This is a genomic window from Microbacterium sp. AK009, assembly GCF_013410955.1.
Classification (GTDB): Bacteria; Actinomycetota; Actinomycetes; order Actinomycetales; family Microbacteriaceae; genus Microbacterium.
In genome coordinates this window covers 201,635-220,602 of record NZ_JACCCG010000003.1, presented here as the reverse complement: position 1 = coordinate 220,602, position 18,968 = coordinate 201,635, and the positions used below count along the sequence as shown (strand labels likewise).

Annotated in this window: 15 protein-coding genes; 8 read left to right on the top strand and 7 right to left on the bottom strand. The window is 70.6% G+C overall.

Going from position 1 to position 18,968, the window contains the following annotated elements:
- Positions 1-6: 6 nt before the first annotated feature.
- From HDC37_RS07670 to xylA, 6 genes are all read right to left on the bottom strand, one after another.
- Complete coding sequence (locus HDC37_RS07670) at positions 7-498, bottom strand: glutaminase (protein WP_179559824.1); 492 nt, start codon at positions 496-498, stop codon at positions 7-9.
- Positions 495-1,715: a cation:proton antiporter gene (locus HDC37_RS07665; protein WP_308472130.1), complete on the bottom strand. Its 1,221-nt coding sequence runs from the start codon at positions 1,713-1,715 to the stop codon at positions 495-497. The genes HDC37_RS07670 and HDC37_RS07665 overlap by 4 nt, the downstream gene beginning before the upstream one ends.
- 49 nt (positions 1,716-1,764) lie before the next feature.
- Positions 1,765-2,688: a transposase gene (locus tag HDC37_RS07660; protein ID WP_257021369.1), complete on the bottom strand. Its 924-nt coding sequence runs from the start codon at positions 2,686-2,688 to the stop codon at positions 1,765-1,767.
- A 47-nt stretch (positions 2,689-2,735) separates the two neighbouring features.
- Positions 2,736-3,446, bottom strand: a complete 711-nt coding sequence (locus HDC37_RS07655; RefSeq protein ID WP_179559823.1) for a GTP pyrophosphokinase family protein — start codon at positions 3,444-3,446, stop codon at positions 2,736-2,738.
- 52 nt (positions 3,447-3,498) lie between these two features.
- Positions 3,499-4,797, bottom strand: a complete 1,299-nt coding sequence (xylB, locus tag HDC37_RS07650; RefSeq protein ID WP_179559822.1) for a xylulokinase — start codon at positions 4,795-4,797, stop codon at positions 3,499-3,501.
- Positions 4,798-4,897: 100 nt separating this feature from the next.
- Complete coding sequence (gene xylA / locus HDC37_RS07645) at positions 4,898-6,103, bottom strand: xylose isomerase (RefSeq protein WP_179559821.1); 1,206 nt, start codon at positions 6,101-6,103, stop codon at positions 4,898-4,900.
- Between the two features lie 116 nt (positions 6,104-6,219).
- Between xylA and HDC37_RS07640 the strand changes: the two genes are divergently transcribed.
- The 3 genes from HDC37_RS07640 (at position 6,220) to HDC37_RS07630 (ending at position 12,000) form a co-directional block, all read left to right on the top strand.
- Positions 6,220-7,233, top strand: a complete 1,014-nt coding sequence (locus tag HDC37_RS07640; protein WP_179559820.1) for a LacI family DNA-binding transcriptional regulator — start codon at positions 6,220-6,222, stop codon at positions 7,231-7,233.
- 101 nt (positions 7,234-7,334) lie between these two features.
- Positions 7,335-10,655: an endo-1,4-beta-xylanase gene (locus HDC37_RS07635; RefSeq protein WP_179559819.1), complete on the top strand. Its 3,321-nt coding sequence runs from the start codon at positions 7,335-7,337 to the stop codon at positions 10,653-10,655.
- 115 nt (positions 10,656-10,770) lie between these two features.
- Positions 10,771-12,000 carry an ROK family transcriptional regulator gene (locus tag HDC37_RS07630; protein ID WP_179559818.1) on the top strand — a complete coding sequence of 410 codons (1,230 nt, stop codon included), beginning with the start codon at positions 10,771-10,773 and terminating at the stop codon, positions 11,998-12,000.
- Here the strand turns inward: HDC37_RS07630 and HDC37_RS07625 are convergent.
- Positions 11,969-12,970, bottom strand: coding sequence for a LacI family DNA-binding transcriptional regulator (locus HDC37_RS07625; RefSeq protein ID WP_179559817.1), 1,002 nt, complete (start codon positions 12,968-12,970; stop codon positions 11,969-11,971). The genes HDC37_RS07630 and HDC37_RS07625 overlap by 32 nt on opposite strands.
- Positions 12,971-13,131: 161 nt before the next feature.
- Here HDC37_RS07625 and HDC37_RS07620 point away from each other — a divergent pair, with 161 nt between their 5' ends.
- From HDC37_RS07620 to HDC37_RS07600, 5 genes are all read left to right on the top strand, one after another.
- A complete protein-coding gene (locus HDC37_RS07620; protein WP_179559816.1) occupies positions 13,132-14,421 on the top strand; it encodes an ABC transporter substrate-binding protein in 1,290 nt (429 codons plus the stop codon).
- A gap of 1 nt (position 14,422) precedes the next feature.
- On the top strand, positions 14,423-15,436 hold the full coding sequence (locus tag HDC37_RS07615; protein ID WP_179559815.1) for a carbohydrate ABC transporter permease: 1,014 nt from the start codon (positions 14,423-14,425) through the stop codon (positions 15,434-15,436).
- 5 nt (positions 15,437-15,441) lie between these two features.
- Positions 15,442-16,314 carry a carbohydrate ABC transporter permease gene (locus HDC37_RS07610; RefSeq protein WP_179560073.1) on the top strand — a complete coding sequence of 291 codons (873 nt, stop codon included), beginning with the start codon at positions 15,442-15,444 and terminating at the stop codon, positions 16,312-16,314.
- A gap of 93 nt (positions 16,315-16,407) precedes the next feature.
- On the top strand, positions 16,408-18,684 hold the full coding sequence (locus HDC37_RS07605) for a glycoside hydrolase family 3 N-terminal domain-containing protein (RefSeq protein ID WP_179560072.1): 2,277 nt from the start codon (positions 16,408-16,410) through the stop codon (positions 18,682-18,684).
- A gap of 117 nt (positions 18,685-18,801) precedes the next feature.
- Entirely contained in the window at positions 18,802-18,966 is a 165-nt protein-coding gene (locus HDC37_RS07600; protein ID WP_179559814.1) for a hypothetical protein, read from the top strand.
- Positions 18,967-18,968: the final 2 nt, after the last annotated feature.

Below are 18,968 nucleotides of genomic sequence, written 5' to 3'. Positions count from 1 at the left end.
CGACGCTCAGGTCGCCCCTCCGGGAGGATCGACGAGCAGTCCGATCCGCTCGTCGAGGTAGCCCGCGAGCGGAACGTATCCCCCGGCGGCGCTCCACCGCACCCGCGGTTCGCCGTCCACGACCCTGACCGGACCGGATGCCGCGCCGCGCCCGACCGCGTCGAGGTCGAGCCACAGCCAGCCGATGTGAACGGTCTCGCCTTCGGCGAATCCGCCCCGCCGGGCCGCTGCCGCGAGCTGCGCCCGCTGCCGCTGCGACTCCGCGGTGAAGCCGCGGCGCACTTCGGCGCGGGCGCGCAGGATGTCGCCCGTCGCCAGCAGCCCGTCATCGGTGAGGAGGAGCGTGCCGAGATGCCAGGCGGATCCCCTGCGGACGATCCGGGGCGCGCGGGGGATGCCGAGCAGGCGCCGCGGCGGCAGCAGTTCGCCCAGCCCCTCGCGGGAGACCCCGACCAGTCGGGCCCGGGCATCGGCGAGGAGGTCGTCGAGGGTGCTCACGCGGTGTCGGACATCGGGGCGGAGTCCCACTCGAGGCTGTCGCCGGCCGAGGTCGCACGCTTCCCGCGGGCGATGGCGGTGAGAAGGGGGAACAGGAGCACCGAGAGCATCCCGGCCCCGACGAGCACGGCGGCCGTGGAACCCTCGAGAACGCGCTCGTCGACGCCGATGGTGGTGACCGCGACGATGATCGGCAGAGCGGTGGCACCCATGAACATCGTCGCCACCCGGTCGCGCGCGCTCGAGCCCGGCGGCGCCGCGAGCATCGATGGAACCCCGCGGACGATCAGCAACCCCACCAGCGCGACGGGAACGGCGAGGAGGAGGAGCGGCTCGGCGATGAGGCTCGCCAGGTCGAATTCGATGCCGGTGTCGATGAAGAACACCGGGATGAGGAAGCCGAACGCCACCGCCTCGACCTTGGTCTCGACGTCTTTGCGCTGCTTCTCCCCTGCCCCCCGCATGAGGAGCCGCCAGATCACGCCGGCCGCGAAAGCGCCCAGCAGCACGTCGACGCCGAGGATGACGCTCAGGACGACGAGCGCCGCGATGATCAGGAACATCACCCGGATGGCGAACTGTCCCGAGGTGTGCAGCGTGGCCGTCACGACCGTGTAGAGCGGGCCCTGCGGCATCCGGTACGCCAGCGCCATCGCCCCGGCGGCCACCACGAGGAAGATCAGCAGCACGACGGTCGCCGTTCCGATGTCGCGGCCACCGAGGAACAACGTGATGGCGATCAGGGGACCGAACTCGCCCACGGTTCCCACCGCCATGACCGATCGACCGAACGGGGTGCGCAGATCGCCGCTGTCGCGAAGGATCGGCACGAGCGCGCCGAGCGCCGTGGACGCCAGCGCGATGCCGACGATGACGCCGGCCTCGCCCGGGGACAGCACGAAGCCGATCCCGACGCCGACGCCGATGCTGATCGCCCAGCCGAGCCAGGCGACTCGGCCCCCGCGTCCCCTCAGGGCGCTGGCTTCGATCTCGGAGCCCGCGATGAAGAACAGCGCGACGAGCCCGAACTCGCTGAGGAAGTCGATGAAAGCCGACTCATCGACCCAGCCGAGCACCTGAGGTCCTACGAGGATCCCGAGGAGGAGCTCGAACACCACGATGGGCACCGCGACCCAGCGGCTGAGGCCGCGCACCAGCAGCGGCGCCGCCACCGCCACCAGCGCGATCACCACCGCGGCGATGTCCAACCCGTTCACGTCGCTCAGCGTAGCGAGCGGCGGGTCGTCCGTCAGCGGAGAGCGCCGATCAGTCCCCTGGAAGAGCGTCGCGGGCCGTCTCGAGCGCACGACGCGCGTCGCCGGCACGCTCGGCGGCGGCGGCGCGCGCGTCGGCGGCGGTTTCGCCCGCGTCGGCGGCCGCTCGGGCGTCCTTCTCGAGGCGGGCCAGCTGTGCGCGCAGCTCGTCGAGCCGTTCCGCGAGGTGCGTCTCGCGCTCGGTCGCCGCCGCGAGCAGCGCCTCCGCCCGCGTCAGTTCCCGCTCGGCCTCGCTCGCACCGCGTTCGGCGGCCCGCACCGCCTGCTCGGCGGCCTTCCGCGCCCGACGCGCGGCGAGGTCGTCGGTCGTCCGCGGCGGACGGGCGGGAGCGTCGGGGAGCCCCGGGATGCTGCCGCCCACCGCCTCACTGAGGTCGACCGGGTCGACCCCGGTCGCCTCGAGGGGCCGGATGAGCCTGGCGGTGGCGACGGCAGCTCCCGCCCGCGGGTCGAGGAGTGCGGCGGTGATCGTCGCGGCGACGTCGTCGCGTGCCGCCCCGCTGAGGGTCACTCCGCGCTCGGCGGCCAGGGCCACCGACCGGCGGGCGAGCGCCTGCACGAGGGCCCGACGTTCGCGGCCGAGACGCTGCAACTCCTTCGCGTCGAGGTCGTCCTGCGCCTCGCGGAGCGCTGCGGCCAGCTCCAGCACGTCGGTCAGCAGTCCCTCCCGGGCGAGGAGATCGACCGCCCAGGCCGAGGCCGCGGGCTTGCGGAGAGTGCGGATGCGAGCCCCGAGCGCGCGCGGCGCCGCCTGGGCGCGGGCGTTCCGCGCCGCCGTGAACTCATCGGGGCGGAGGGCGTAGAGCTCGACCGCGACGGTGTCCAGCTCGACCGCGACAGGGTCGCGCTCGGCGGCGAGAGGGTCGTGCTCGTCGGCGTCGCCGCGCCCCGCACCGCCCGCTTCGTCACCGGTCATCACCCCATTCTGCCGCGCCCCGGTGACCGGCTCGGGCGAAGCGGCGTTCACACCGCGAGCGCGCCGCGGTGCGGGGCCCGCGCCGCCGCGGCCGCCTCAGGCGACGCGTGCAGCTCGCGGTGGAGCCGCTCCATGCGTGCGTCGAGCTCCGCCGCGGTGTCCGCGGCATCCTTCAGACTCTCGATCAGCCCCTCGGGCACCTGGCGGTCGTACTTGTAGTAGATCTTGTGCTCCAGGCTCGCCCAGAAGTCCATCGCGATGGTGCGGAACTGCACCTCGACCGGCACGACCACGCGACCGGTGGAGAGGAAGACCGGCACCTCGACGATGGCGTGCAGGCTCTTGTAGCCGTTGGGCTTCGGATCGGAGATGTAGTCCTTCACCGTGCGGACCGTCACATCGTCCTGCCGGGTCAGCAGGTCGAACAGCCGGTAGGCGTCGGTGACGAAACTGCAGGTGATGCGGACGCCCGCGATGTCGGTGATGTGCTCGCGAACCACCGCGAACTCGGGTTCGATGCCCTTGCGCGCCACCTTGTCGACGATGCTGTCGGGCGACTTCACCCGGCTGGAGACATGCTCGATCGGGTTGTAGTCGTGCAGGTAGAGGAACTCATCGCGGAGGATGCCGATCTTCGTCTCGATCTCCTGCATGCCGAAGCGGTACTCCAGCAGGAACCGCTGCATCTCATTGCGAAGCGCCCGCATCTCCGCCGGGCTCACCGAGATGCGGTCGTCGTCACCGGGGTTCGAGTCCATGGTGCGACGCTAGGGACGCCGGCTCTGAGCGGGCTGGGAGGAACCCTCCCGATCAGAGGATGCCGGCGGCCTGCCGTGCGGCGCCGAGAGCGACGTACTCGCCGGGCGCCGGAACCTCGACGGGCATGCCGAGGACGAGGGGCGCGATCTCGCGGACCGCCTCGGACTGGGCACCGCCGCCGATGAGCAGCGCACGCCGGAGCGGCACGCCGAGGGCGCGCAGGGCGTCGAGACCGGCGCCGAGCCCGCCGAGCATCCCCTCGACCGCCGCGCGCGCGAGGTTCTCGCGAGTCGTGGAGGCGAGGGTCATGCCGCCCAGCGACGCGGTGGCGTCGGGGAGGTTCGGCGTGCGCTCGCCCTCGAAGTACGGCACGAGGGTGAGGCCGCCGGCCCCCGGCTCGGCGGCGAGCGCGAGCCGGCTCAGCTCGGCATGATCGACGGCCAGCAGGCGCGCGATCGCATCGAGCACGCGGGCGGCGTTGAGGGTCGCCACGAGCGGGAGGAACCGGCCCGTGCAGTCGGCGAAACCGGCGACCGTGCCGGTCGGGTCGATCGTGCGCTCGTCGCTCACGGCGAAGACCGTGCCGCTCGTGCCGATCGAGATGACGACGTCGCCCGCGGCGGCGCCGAGGCCGAGCGCGGCACCGGCGTTGTCGCCCGCCCCGCCGCCCACGCGTCGCCCGTCGGCGTCGGTGACGTGATCGTCGGGTCCGAGCACCCGCGGCAGGTGCGCGTCGTGGCCGAGTGCGGCCTCGAGGAGCGCGTGGTCGTAGCCGCCGGTCTCGGGATCCCAGTACCCGGTGCCCGAGGCATCCGATCGATCGGTGATGAGCTCGTCGAGCACGGGACCTCGCGGGGCCTCGCCGGCAGGCCCGTACCCGCGCAGCCGCCAGGTGAGCCAGTCGTGCGGAAGGGCGACCGCGGCGACCTTCTCTGCGTTGTCGGGCTCGGCGTCGCGGAGCCACCGGAGCTTGGTGATCGTGAACGACGCCACCGGCACCAGGCCCGAGCGCCGCGCGAGGTCGTCGGCACCGAACTCGGCGATCAGGTCGCGGGCCGCACCGGCCGAGCGGGTGTCGTTCCACAGCAGGGCCGGACGGATGACGCGGCCGTCGGCGTCGAGCACGACCATGCCGTGCTGCTGCCCGCCGATCGCCCACGCCCCGACGTCGCCCAGTCCCCCGGCACCCTCGATCGCCGCCTGCAGCGCCCGCCACCAGGCGGCAGGGTCGACCTCGGTGCCCTCCGGGTGCGTGGCGCGCCCCTGGCGGACGACGTCGCCCGAGGCGGTGTCGACGATCACGACCTTGCACGACTGGGTCGACGAGTCGACCCCCATCACGAGCGCCATGGCTCTCCTCGCTTCGCGCTGGATCCGGCGAAACCCACCGCGGCCGTCGAGACCGACGGCGTCACGGTGGGTTTCGCGCGGGAAGGTGGGTTTCGAGTGGTCAGCCGCGCGCGCCGAGCAGGTGCTCGGTGGCCAGCTGCTGCAGGCGGACGAAGCCGAAGCCGTGCCCGCCGAGGTAGGCCTGCGCGTCGAAGTCCTCGTACGCCGAGCGGTCGCCGAGCAGGTCGTCGTACGACTCGCCGGCGTTCAGCGTCGGCTGGGCGAGCTCGGTGACCTTCGACGCCTCGAGCGCCTCCTGCACCTCGGGGTCGGCGCGGAAGGCCGCGGCCCGCTCCTTGAGCAGCAGGTAGGTGCGCATGTTCGCAGCCGCCGAGTCCCAGACGCCGGTCTCGTCCTCGGTGCGCGAGGGCTTGTAGTCGAAGTGACGCGGGCCGTCGTAGGCGGGCACGCCACGCTGTCCATCAGCACCCAGGCCGCCGTTCTCAAGCAGGTCGACGAGGGCGAAGGCGTTGTGCAGATCGCCGTGACCGAACACGAGGTCCTGGTCGTACTTGATGCCGCGCTGGCCGTTGAGGTCGATGTGGTAGAGCTTTCCGTGGTACAGCGCCTGCGCGATGCCGGCGGCGAAGTTCAGGCCCGCCATCTGCTCGTGACCGACCTCGGGGTTCAGACCCACGAGTTCGGGACGCTCGAGCGAGTCGATGAAGGCCAGCGCGTGTCCGAGGGTGGGGAGCAGGATGTCGCCGCGGGGCTCATTCGGCTTCGGCTCGATCGCGAAGCGGATGTCGTAGCCCTTGTCGGTGACGTAGTCGCCGAGGAGGTTGACGGCCTCGCGGTAGCGTTCGAGGGCCGCGCGGATGTCCTTCGCCGCGTCGTACTCGGCGCCCTCGCGGCCGCCCCACATCACGAACGTCTTCGCGCCGAGCTCGGCGGCGAGGTCGATGTTGCGGAGGACCTTGCGCAGCGCGAAGCGCCGGACCTGACGGTCGTTCGAGGTGAATCCGCCGTCCTTGAACACAGGGGCGGAGAAGAGGTTGGTGGTCACCATCGGCACGATGAGGCCGGTGTCGGCGAGCGCGCCCTTCAGCCGGTCGATCTGCGTCTGACGTTCGGCGTCGCTCGAGCCGAAGGCGAAGAGGTCGTCGTCGTGGAAGGTGAGTCCGTAGGCGCCGAGTTCGGCGAGCTTCTCGACCGCGTGCACGACGTCCAGGGCCGGGCGGGTCGGACCGCCGAACGGGTCGGTGCCGTTGTATCCGATGGTCCAGAGACCGAACGAGAACTTGTCGGCGCGGGTGGGGGTGGGCATGGCGCTCCTTTGCGGGAAAATGTTGCGGTTAACAACCTATACCAGATCGGATGCCGCGTCCACACCACCCAGCCGGAGGCGACGCCGCTTCGAAACTTTCGGTCTACACTCCCGATATGGCGGAAACCACGCGCGTCACGCTGGCGCAGCTGGCCGAGGAAGCCGGCGTCTCAATCGCGACGATGTCGAAGGTCCTCAACGGCCGGACGGATGTCGCGTCTTCGACCCGGGCGCGGATCGAGCAGCTTCTGGCCGTGCACGGCTACACCCGCCGCACCGGCAACCGCCGCGGTGAATACGTCGAGCTCGTCCTCCACGAGCTCGAGCCGAGCTGGTCGACCGACCTCATCACCGGCGTCGAGACGGTCGCGGCCGAAGCGGGACTGTCGACGGTGCTCACCCTGAGCGGCGACCGGCATGCCCCCGGCGACGAGTGGATCGACGGCGTGCTGCGTCGCAGCCCGGCCGCCGTCATCCTCGTCTTCTCCGACCTCGCACCCGCCCACCGCGACAAGCTCAAGCGCCGCGGCATCCCGTTCGTCATCGTCGACCCGTCGGGAGACCCGGCCGCCGACGTGCCCGCCGTCGGATCGGCGAACTGGACCGGCGGCCTCGTCGCCACCCGACACCTCATCGAGCTCGGCCACCGGCGGATCGCAGCCATCACCGGGCCCGCCGACGCGATGTGCTCGCACGCCCGGCTCGACGGATACCGCTCGGCGATGAACGCGGCGGGCCTCCCCGTCGACGCCGGCTGGGTCCGCTTCGGCGATTTCCACCCCTCCGGCGGCGAGACGTGGGCGCGTCAGCTGCTCGCCCTCCCCGACCGCCCGACGGCCATCTTCGCCGGCAGCGACCTGCAGGCCATCGGCGTCATCGCCGCGGCGCGCGGTGCCGGGCTCGAGGTGCCCGCCGACCTCTCGGTCGTCGGGTACGACGACATCGCGCTCGCGCGGTGGTTCAGCCCGCAGCTGACCACGGTCCACCAGCCGCTTCGCCGCATGGGCGAGGAGGCGACCCGCCTGGCCCTCCGACTCGGTGAGGGCGGCCGGCCCGAGACATTGCGAATGGACCTCGCGACGCACCTCGTCGTGCGGGCAAGCACGGGTCCTGCACTGGTCGAAAGTTAAGTGCAGAGTTTCGTAACGTTTTTGTGAGGAACGCCCTCACTGCTCCTCAGCGCACATAGGTTTGCGAGCACGACAAAACCCCCGCGCAAAGGAGCGTATTCGTGAGACGACATCGTGCTCGATCCGCTGCGGCCGCCGTCCTGGCAGCCGCTGCACTGATCGTCGCCCCCCTGTCAGCCGCCTCTGCGGCCGACACCGTCATCACCTCGATCGACTTCGAGGACGGCACGACCGGCGATTGGATCGCCAGCGGAGGAGGTGAGAACACACTCTCGGTGGTCGAGCTCGACGGCTCGCAGGTCCTTCAGGTCGCCGATCGCGCCAACGACTTCACCGGCATCCAGAGCCCCGCCGGGATCTTCGAGGCGGGAACGACCTACAGCGTCTCCGCCCGCATCAAACTGGCCGAAGGCACCGCCGACCAGTCGGCGCGATTCGTGATGAAGCCGGCCTACACGTGGATCGGGCCGACCACCGCCACTGCCGAGGACTGGACGACCATCAGCGGCGAGTACACCGTCGCGGACGACGCTGATCTGCCCGGGCTCCAGCTCTACATCGGCACGGGCGGTGCCGACTCGGGAACCTTCACCTACTACCTCGACGACCTCGTCGTGACGGCCCTCGACACCGAGCCGACCGATCCCACCGACCCGACCGACCCGGGCACACCGCCCGTGGTGGGTCCGACGGCCCTCTCGAACGACTTCGAGGAGAGCCTGGGCGGCTGGGTTCCGCGCGACAGCGGCAGCGGCGCCCCGACCGTGACGCTCACCACCGACGACGCTCAGCAGGGCAACCAGGCGGCGGCGCTGACGGGTCGCACGTCGCAGGGCTCGGGCATGGGCCACGACATCGCGGGGCTCCAGGCGAACACGACCTATGAGGTGACCGCCTGGGTGCGCTTCGGTGAAGGTCAGCCCACCAGTCCGGTCTGGCTGAGCCTGCAGCGCGATTACCAGGGTGCGACGACGTTCTCCACGCTCGCGCAGTTCGCGAACGTCACCAACTCCGGCTGGACGCAGGTGCGGGCATCCTTCCCGCTCCAGGCGTTCGACACGGGTCTGCTCTACTTCGAGACCGACTACAACGGCACGAACACCTCCGACCTGTTCTTCGACGACATCCAGGTGAGCGTGCCCGAGCCCGGCCAGATCCAGGACCTCACGCCGCTGCAGGACACCCTCGATGTGCCGGTGGGCGTCGCGATCGACAGCCGGGAGACGACGGGCGTCGCCTCGGAGCTGCTCCTACGCCACTTCGACCAGATCACGGGCGAGAACTACATGAAGCCCGAGGCCTGGTACGACGCGAACGGCCAGTTCCGCGCCAACCCCGAAGCGGTCGCGCTCATGGACTTCGCCGAGGCCAACGACCTCGCGGTGTACGGGCACGTGCTGGTGTGGCACAGCCAGACCCCGGCCTTCTTCTTCCAGGGGGCCGACGGCTCACCGCTGACCACGAGCGATGCCGACAAGCAGATCCTGCGGGATCGCCTCCGCGAGCACATCTTCAACGTCGCCGAGTGGCTCGCCACCGAGTACGGCGAGTTCGGCGGCACCAACCCGCTGAACGCATGGGATGTCGTGAACGAGGTCGTCTCCGACGGCTCCGAGTACGCCGACGGCCTGCGTCGCAGCGAGTGGTACCGCATCCTCGGTGAAGAGTTCATCGACCTGTCGTTCCAGTACGCCGATGAGGCGTTCAACGACGTCTACGCCGCCGACGGGACCGACCGCCCGGTAACCCTCTTCATCAACGACTACAACACAGAGCAGTCGGGCAAACAGGGGCGTTACCTGGCGCTCGTCGAGCGGCTCCTCGAGCGGGGCGTGCCGATCGACGGTGTAGGACACCAGTTCCACGTGAGCCTGGCGATGCCGGTCTCGGCGCTGGAGCAGGCGATCCGCACCTTCGCCGATCTGCCCGTCACGCAGGTGGTCACCGAGCTGGACGTCACCACGGGAACACCCGTGAGCGAAGCGCTGCTGATCGAGCAGGGCTACTACTACCGTGACGCGTTCCGCGTGTTCCGCGAGAACATCGACGAGCTCTACAGCGTGACCGTGTGGGGCCTCACCGACGGCCGCAGCTGGCGCTCGGCGAACGGAGCACCGCTGCTCTTCGACGATGCCTACCAGGGCAAGCCCGCCTTCTTCGGCGCCGTCGACGAGGAACTGCCGGCCCGCCAGCGCAGCGCTTTCGTGTTCGGCGGCTCCGTGCCGGTGGACGACGCGGCGCCGACCGCGGACGAGTGGGACCGTCTGCCCCTGTTGCCGATCGAGCAGAGCGGTGCCTTCCAGCTGCGCTGGGAGGCCGGCACCCTCACCGCGTACGTCGAGGTCACGGATGGATCCATGGATGACGCCGACGGCGTCGGCTTCACCGTGGGCGACCAGGAGTACGTCGTGGGCCGCGACGGCGAGGGCGACGTGACCGCTTCGGTCATCGAGACCGAGACCGGCTACCGGGTCGTCGCGGCGCTGCCCCTCGGCGACGCGGCGCTCGGCGACGTGGTCCGCTTCGACGTGCGCATCGCCGATGGCGATGCCTCCGCCGGATGGAACACCGCCGGCGAGCTCGGAATCCTCACGCTCGTCGAGCCGCTGTCGTTCGTCGATGTCGTCGAGGCGGCCGAGGCTCCGACGATCGACGGCGCGGTGGATGACGCCTGGGCCGCCGCGAACCCCGTCACCACCGACCGCCAGGTCGAGGGAACGGGTGGCGCGACCGCGTCGGTGCGGACCCTCTGGCAGGACAACACCCTGTTCGTCCTGGCCGAAGTGGCCGACCCGGTGGTGGATGTCTCGGGTTCCGACCCCTGGATCCAGGACTCGGTGGAGATCTACGTCGACGCCGGCAACGTCAAGAACGGCTCGTACCGCTACGACGACACCCAGATCCGCATCAGCGCGGCCGGTGCCGTGTCGTTCGGAACGGGGGACGAGGCGTTCCAGCGGAACCGCGTGGAGTCCCAGGTCACCACCGTCGACGGCGGCTACATCGTCGAGGCTCGCATCAGCCTGCTCGACTCGGGCGGTGAGGGGACGTTCCACGGTCTTGACTTCCAGGTCAACGACGCCTCCGACGGTGCGCGCACCGGCATCCGCAACTGGGCCGATCCGACCGGCGCCGGCTACCAGTCCACGGCCCGCTGGGGCGTGGGAGAGCTGGTCGCCGCGGAGGGCACGACGCCCACCCAGCCCGGTGGGCCCACCACCCCGACCGAGCCGGGCACGCCCGGCACGCCGACCACGCCCCCGGCATCGGGCGGATCCAGCGGCGGCGCGGCGGACGACCCGCGCAACCCGCTCGCCTCCACCGGCGGCGGCCTGCCGATCGGTCTCGGCCTTGCGGGCCTGCTGGCCCTTCTCGCCGGCGCGATCCTCGCGCAGCGACGACGGGAGCGGATGCAGGGCTGAGGCGCACGTTCCCCGGAGTGCCCCGCGTCCGTCCGGGCGCGGGGCACTCCGCCTCTCACCCCGCAGCGCCCCGCGTCGGTCCGGGCGCGGGGCACCGCCTCTCTACACTGGAGCGATGAGTCTGCTCGGGCCCGGCGGTCGACAGCGGAACCTGTCGACGATCCTGACGCTCCTGCATCGCTCCGGATCGCTCTCGCGCGCGAGCCTCACCGAGGCCACACGACTCAACCGATCGACCATCGCCGACCTCGTCGGCCAGCTCGTCCGCCACGGTCTCGTCACCGAGCGCGCCCCCGACCCCGCCCGCCGGGTGGGAAGGCCGTCGCCGGTCGTCGAGATCTCACCGCGAGTCGTCGCGATCGCCGCGAATCCGGAGGTCGACGCGATCACGATCGCCGCCGTGCGCCTCGACCAGACCACCGTGATCCGCGAGCGTCACGAGGTCGACCGGCCGCCGACTCCCGCGGAGACCACCGCCCTGCTCGCCGCGCGACTGGAGGAATGGCGCGAGGGCGTGCTCGCCGACGCCGCGATCGTCGGCATCGGCCTCGCGGTGCCCGGTCTCGTTCGCGCCTCCGATGGTCTGGTCCGTGATGCCCCCCACCTGCACTGGCGCGATGTGCCCCTCGGCGACCTCGTCGGAGAGGCGACGGGCCTGCTCACCCGCGTCGCCAACGACGCCAGTCTCGGCGCGCTGGCCGAGCACCTTTTCGGGGCTGCGCGCGGCGTCGACGACGTCGTCTACCTCAACGGCGGCGCGAGCGGCATCGGCGGCGGTCTCATCGTCGGCGGCGTGACCGTGGGAGGCTCGGGCGGCTACGCCGGGGAGTTCGGTCAGAACCGGCCGGGGATCGCCGACGGAGCAGACCGGCTCGCCGCCGACGGCGTGCTCGAAGACGAGGTCAGCAGATCGCGACTGCTCGCCGCCGTCGGGCTCGACTCCGCCGACGAGCCGACCCTCGCCGCCGCCCTCGCCGACCCGCCCGACCCCCGAGCCCGCGCCGCCGTCGCCGCCGAGGTCGCGCGGCAGCGCCGCATCCTGTCCACCGCCCTCGCGAACGCCGTCAACGTCCTGAACCCCTCCGTGGTCGTCCTCGGCGGGTTCTTGGCGACCATCGCCGACGTGGACGTCGACGACCTCCTCACCCGCGTGCGTGCGCAGGCGATGCCGGCCGCGACCGAAGACCTCCAGCTGCGCCTGGCTTCGCTGGCCGAGGATCGCCTGCTCATCGGCGCGGCCGAGACGGTGTTCGACGGCCTCTTGGCCGACCCTACGACCGCCCCGGAGCCTACCTCCGATGCCGGCGCGGGGCTCACCGAGGCGGCGGCGCCGTCGTCCCTCTGACCACCAGCCGCGTGGCCAGCCCCACGTGCACGGCGTCGAGCGTCTCGCCGTTCATCAGCGAGACGAGCATTCCGGCGGCCGTCGCGCCGAGCCCCTGCATCGGCTGACGCACGGTCGTCAGCGACACCGGCCCCTGCGTCGCGTCGGGGATGTCATCGAATCCGATCACCGACAGATCCTGCGGAATCCGCAGGCCCATCCCGGCCGCGACATCGATGACGGCGAGCGCCGACAGGTCGTTCGCCGCGAAGACGGCGGTCGGCGGACGGTCCTGGCTGAGCAGCCCGCGCGCCTGATCGCGCACGACGTCGGGCTGGTACATGCCGACCCGCACGAGGGAAGGGTCGTAGGCCACGCCCGCATCCGACAGCGCGCGCCGGTACCCGGCATCGCGCAGGATGGAGGACCGCAGGTCGGGGCGCCCCGCGATGAAGCCGATGCGACGGTGACCCAGCTCCAGCAGATACCGGGTGGCCTCGCGGGCACCGGCGAAGCTGTCGGACTCGACCGTCGGAAGGTCCGCCCGGCCGGTGTGGGGGTCGACGGCGACGATCGGCACCTCGGCACTCGCACCGACCACGGTCGGGGTGACCATGATGACCCCGTCGATCAGCGTGCCGCTGAGCCGGCTGAGCGAACGGCGCTCCCACCCTTCGCCGTTCTGGTGCCGAGAGCCGCTGTAGGCCAAGAGGTCGTAGTGCGTGTCGCGCAGCGCTCGCCCGACCCCCTTCATGATCTCGGCGCTGAACGGCTCGAAGTCCGCGACCAGGACGCCGATGACGCCGGTACGGCGGGAGCGCATGCTCGAGGCGACGAGGCTCGACTCGTAACCGAGCTCGGCGACGACCTGGAGCACGCGCTCCACGGTGTCGGGTGCGACACCGTATCGACCGTTCACGGCTTTGGACACCGTCGCTGCCGAGACGCCCGCGGCGCGGGCGACGTCGGTGATGGTCGGACGGGATCCCATAGGGGGATGGTAGTCGCATTGAAACTGTTTTCGAAAACGTTTGACACACCTTCATCGGTTACGAAGACTGGACGCCGTCCGGGTCCCGACAGCACCCCGGAAATTCGCATCGCACCTCGAGGACCGAGAGTGCACCTCAAGGAAGAGAACAGGTGGATCACATGAAAGCCAGCAGAATCACAGCGGGCGCCGTGTCCCTGCTCGCCGGCGCGCTCGTGCTGAGCGCATGCTCCGGCGGAGGCGGCGGCGAGTCCGCTGACGGCAGCGTGGAGATGACCCTCTGGCAGAACTCCACGACCGGCCCCGGTCAGGAGTTCTGGCAGAACGCCGTCGACGCGTTCGAGGAGGAGAACCCCGGTGTCACCATCGACATGCAGTCGGTGCAGAACGAAGACCTCGACGGTCTGCTCCAGACAGCTCTGAACGCGGGCGACCCGCCGGACATCTTCCTCCAGCGCGGTGGCGGCAAGATGGCCGACATGGTCAACGCCGGCCAGCTGAAGGACCTCACCGACCTGATCTCCGACGACGTGCGCGCCGAGATCCCCGAAGGCTCCTTCGCGGCCGAGACCTACCAGGACTCGGTGTGGGCGATGCCGCTCTCGGTTCTGCCCGGAGGCTTCTGGTACAGCGAGGACGCTTTCGCCACGGCCGGAATCGACGAGACCCCGACCTCGATCGCCGACCTCGAAGCCGCCGTCGAGTCGCTCAAGGAGACCGGCATCGCGCCGATCGCCCTCGGTGCGCAGGACGCGTGGCCGGCCGCTCACTGGTTCTACTTCTTCGCCCTGCGCGAATGCAGCCCCGAGGTGATCGAGGAGACCGGCGACTCGAAGGACTTCAGCGACGAGTGCTGGACCCGCGCCGCCGAGAACCTGCAGGACTTCGCCGCGATCGAGCCCTTCAACGAGGGCTTCCTGACCACCCCCGCCCAGCAGGGCGCCGGGTCGTCGGCGGGTCTCCTCGCCAACCGTCAGGCCGCGATGGAGCTCATGGGCGCCTGGAACCCGGGCGTAATCGCCTCCCTCACGCCGGACGAGCAGCCGCTTCCCGACCTGGCCTGGTTCCCCTTCCCCGAGATCGAGGGCGGCGAGGGTGAGCCCGGTTCGATGATGGGCGGTGTCGACGGATACTCCTGCGCGGCAGACGCTCCGGACGAGTGCGTCGACTTCCTGAACTTCGTCGCCAGCGCCGAGCAGCAGCAGCTGTACTACGAGGCCTTCCAGTCGCCGCCGGTGAACACCGTGGCGCAGGAAGCCGTGACCGAGCCCTACCTGCAGCAGATCCTCGAGGCCTACAACAGCGCCCCGTTCGTCTCGCAGTGGCTCGACACCGTACTCGGCCAGAACGTCGGCAACGCCCTGAACGTGGCGGTCGTCGACATGCTCGCGGGCAACAGCGACCCTGAGCAGTTCATCCAGTCGGTCAACGCGGCGGGTGCGCAGGGCTGACATGACCGTTCGCGAGATGTCCGCCACGGACTCCGATCTCGCGCAGCACGACGGGGGCGGCGCCACGCCGCCCCCGTCCGTGCGGCGGGACAGGGGCCGTCCGCGCAGCCTGGGCTGGTCCGGCCGGCTCGAAGTCCTCCTCATGGTGGGCCCCGCCGTCGCCTTCTTCGTCGGCTTCGTCATCCTTCCCGTGGTGATGGCGGCTTACTACGGGTTCTTCCGCTGGTCGGGGTTCGGTCCCGCCACAGACTTCGTCGGCCTCCAGAACTACTTCGTCATCTTCAGTGACCCGAACTTCCAGGCGGCGCTCGGTCACAACGCCTTCATCGTCGTGGCTTCGCTGGTGATGCAGGGACCGGTGGCGCTGCTGCTGGCGCTGCTGCTGAACCGCAAGATGCGCGGCCAGTCCGTCATCCGAGTGCTGATCTTCGTCCCGTACGTCATCGCCGAGGTCGTCGTCGGCACCGGCTTCAGCCTTCTGCTGGCCACCCGCGGGGCCCTCAACGGGTTCCTCGAGAACGTCGGGCTGGGCTTCCTCGCCGCCGACTGGCTCTCCGACCCCGCGATCGCGATCTGGACGCTGATGGCGATCCTGACCTGGAAGTACGTCGGCTTCGCCGTGATCCTGTTCCTCGCAGGCCTGCAGTCGATCCCAGAGGAGCTGTACGAGGCCGCCGCGATCGACGGCGCGTCGTACTGGCAGATCCAGCGGCGGATCACGCTGCCGCTGCTCGGACCCACCGTCCGCATCTGGGCGTTCCTGTCGATCATCGGCGCACTGCAGCTGTTCGACCTCGTCTACATCATCTGGGGCCAGTACGTCGCGTCGGTCGCCGGCACGAACACGATGGCCATCTACATGGTCGCCACCGGCCGCAACGCCGGGAACTTCGGCTACGGCAACGCCGTCGCCGTCGTCATCTTCCTCATCTCGCTGGCCGTCGCCCTGGTGTACCAGCGCTACGTGCTGCGGCGCGACACCGCCGGCGCGATCACCGAAAGGGGTGCCGGATGAGCACCATGACCCTCACCACCCGCGTCGCAGGCCGACGCAGCAAGGGCGCGCCCGAGAAGAAGCTCCCCTGGGGCCCGCCGAGCGTCTATTTCATCGCCCTCGTCGTCATCGGGATGATGCTCGGCCCGGTGCTGTACATCATCATCGGAGGCTTCCGCAGCAATTCCGAGATCACCGTCAACCCGGCGGGCCTTCCCACCGAGTGGCGCTGGGAGAACTACGCCAGCGTGCTGGCTGCCCCGCAGTTCTGGACGCAGGTCGGCAACTCCACCCTCGTTGGGCTCGCGACCACGTTCGGCGCCGTCGCGCTCGGGCTCATGGCCAGCTATGTCATCGCCCGCTACAGCTTCCGCGGCCGGGGCGCGCTGTACGCCCTGTTCGCGGCGGGGCTGATGTTCCCCATCACCGTCGCGATCACTCCGCTGTACATCGTGATCCGAAACCTCGGCCTGATGAACAGCCTCCCGGGCGTCATCCTGCCCCAGATCGCCTTCGCGCTTCCCGTGACGATCATCATCCTGGTGCCGTTCCTGCGGGCCATCCCCGACGAGATCCAGGAGGCGGCCTACATCGACGGATGCGGGCGGCTGTCGTTCTTCTGGCGGATGGTGCTCCCGTTGTCGATCCCGGGTGTCATCACCGTGGCGATCCTGGCGTTCATCGGCAGCTGGAACGCGTACCTTCTCCCCCTGTTCATCCTGAACAACGAGGCGGCCTTCACCCTGCCCCTGGGCGTGCAGCAGTTCTCCTCGCAGTACTCCGTCGACACCGCGCGGGTGCTGGCGTTCACGTCCCTGTCGATGCTCCCGGCGCTGATCTTCTTCAGCCTGTTCGAGCGTCGCATCGTCGGCGGCCTCACCGGCGCCGTCAAGGGCTGACGCCTCCCCCCTCGTCGACTCGAAGAAAGCAGCATCGTGACACTCTCCCCTGCCCTCTCGGCATCCGATCGCGTCCTGGACCTCGTCCGCCGCATGACCCTCGAGGAGAAGCTCGGCCAGCTCGTCGGCTTCTGGATCGACCAGGGCGATGAGGTGGTCGCTCCCCTCGCGGGCGAGATGAAGACCTCGACCCGGTTCGAGGACGCGATCGTGCATGGAATCGGGCACTTCACGCGGGTCTACGGCACCCGCCCGGTCGATCCGATCGCGCGGGCCGAGTGGCTCTGGAACGAGCAGCGCCGGCTGCAGCGCGAGACCCGTCTAGGGATCCCCGCGCTCGTGCACGAGGAGTGTCTCACCGGGCTCGCGGCCTGGCAGGCGGCCACCTTCGCCACACCGCTGGCGTGGGGCGCGGCCTTCGATCCCGACCTCGTCGCCGAGATGGGCCGCCTCATCGGCGGGTCGATGCGCGAACTCGGCATCCACCAGGGCCTGGCGCCGGTGCTCGACGTCATCCGCGATCCGCGATGGGGACGGGTCGACGAATGCATCGCCGAAGACCCCTACGTCGTCGGCACCATCGGAACGGCCTACGTGCGGGGGCTGCAGGATGCGGGCGTACACGCCACCCTGAAGCACTTCGTCGGCTATTCCGGCTCACAGGCCGGCCGCAACCACGCACCCGTGCACGCAGGTCCACGGGAGATGGCGGACGTCTTCCTGCCGCCGTTCGAGATGGCGGTGCGCGACGGCGGCGTGCGTTCGGTGATGAACTCCTACGCCGAGATCGACGGGGTGCCCGTCGCGGCATCCCGCGAATACCTCACCGATCTCCTGCGCGATCGGTGGGGCTTCGATGGGGTCGTCGTCGCCGACTACTTCGCCGTGGCCTTCCTCCAGACGATGCACCAGATCGCCGCCGACCCCGGTGAGGCGGCTCAGCTCGCGCTCGAGGCCGGCATCGATGTCGAACTCCCCACCCTCGACGCTTACCCCGCCTTGATCGAGCGGGTGCGGGCGGGTCTCCTCGACGAGGCGGTGATCGACCGGGCGGTGACCCGCGTCCTCTCTCAGAAGGAGGAGCTGGGTCTGCTCGACGCCGAGTTCGACACCCCTCCCCGCCAGATCGACCTCGACAGCCCGGCGCACCGCCGCGTCGCGCGTCGGCTGGCCGAGGAGGGCACGGTGCTGTTGACCAATGACGGGATGCTGCCGCTCGGCCCCGATGCGCGTCGGATCGCAGTCCTCGGGCCCAACGCCGACAGCGCGGAGGCCCTCATGGGCTGCTACTCGTTCGCCAACCACGTGCTCGCGCACCACCCCGGCACCGAGATGGGATTCGAGATCCCGACGGTGCTCGAGGCGCTGCGCGCCGCGCTGCCCGAGGCCGAGATCCGCCATGAGGCGGGATGCGACGTCGAGGGCGACGACCGGTCGCGCATCGCCGCCGCGGCAGAACTCGCGGCAGGAAGCGACGCCGCCGTCGTCGTCGTGGGCGACCGAGCGGGCCTCTTCGGCCGCGGCACGGTCGGCGAGGGCAACGACGTCGAGTCGCTCGATCTCCCGGGCCTCCAGCGCGAGCTCGTCGAGGCGATCGTCGCCACCGGCACCCCCGTGGTGATGGTGCTCCTCACCGGCCGCCCCTACGCGATCGCATGGGCCGTCGAGGGTACCCGCGCCCCCGCCGCGGTGGTGCAGTCGTTCTTCCCCGGCGAAGAGGGCGGCACGGCACTCGCCGCGATTCTCACCGGTGCGGTCAACCCGTCGGGCCGGCTTCCGGTTTCGCTCCCCCGCGCCGCCGGCGCCCAGCCCTACAGCTACCTGCATCCGATCCTGGGCGGGCCCTCCGACGTCACGAGCACCTCCAACGCGCCGGTGCTGCCCTTCGGACACGGGCTCGCGTACACGACGTTCCGACACGAGGACCTCACCGCTCCCTCGGCGGTGGGGGCGGGGAACAGCTTCACGGCGAGCGTCACGGTGCGCAACGCCGGCGAGCGGACCGGCACCGATGTCGTTCAGCTGTACGCCCACGATCCGGTGGCGACCATCACACGGCCCCGGGCTCAGCTGCTCGCCTACCAGCGGGTGACCCTCGAGCCCGGCGAGTCGGCGATGGTCTCGTTCGAGGTTCCCACCCAGCGACTCGCGTTCAGCGGGCGGGACCTCACCCGCATCGTCGAGCCGGGCACGATCCACTTGTGGGTGGGAGCGTCGGTCGCCGAGCGCGAGACGGCGGCGACGCTGGAGATCACCGGAGAGGTCCACCCCGTCGGTGCGGGCGATCCGCGGATCGCGATCGCCCGTGTCACGCCGGTATCCGTATCCCGGGACGGGGTGTCGACCTCGGTGGCCGCCGCCGTCCGCTGACCGGAGAACCGCGCGGCTGCCGCGCGCGTGCGCGCGGGTATACCCCGGAACCCGGGCCGTCAACCCACTGGGCTGCCGGCCCGGTTCGGCGCATTGTGGAGCGTGAAGGAGGTTGTCATGACTTTCGCTGCACTCCCTCTTCCTGAGGAGACTCCGGGCTCCACTCCCGCCGAGCCCGTCGTCCCGACGCCGGACGAACCGACCGCGCCGAACCCCGCGGAGCCGAACCCGCTCCTCCCCCCTGAGCGCTCGACCGCACCGGTCGGCCGAGGGGTGACGTGATC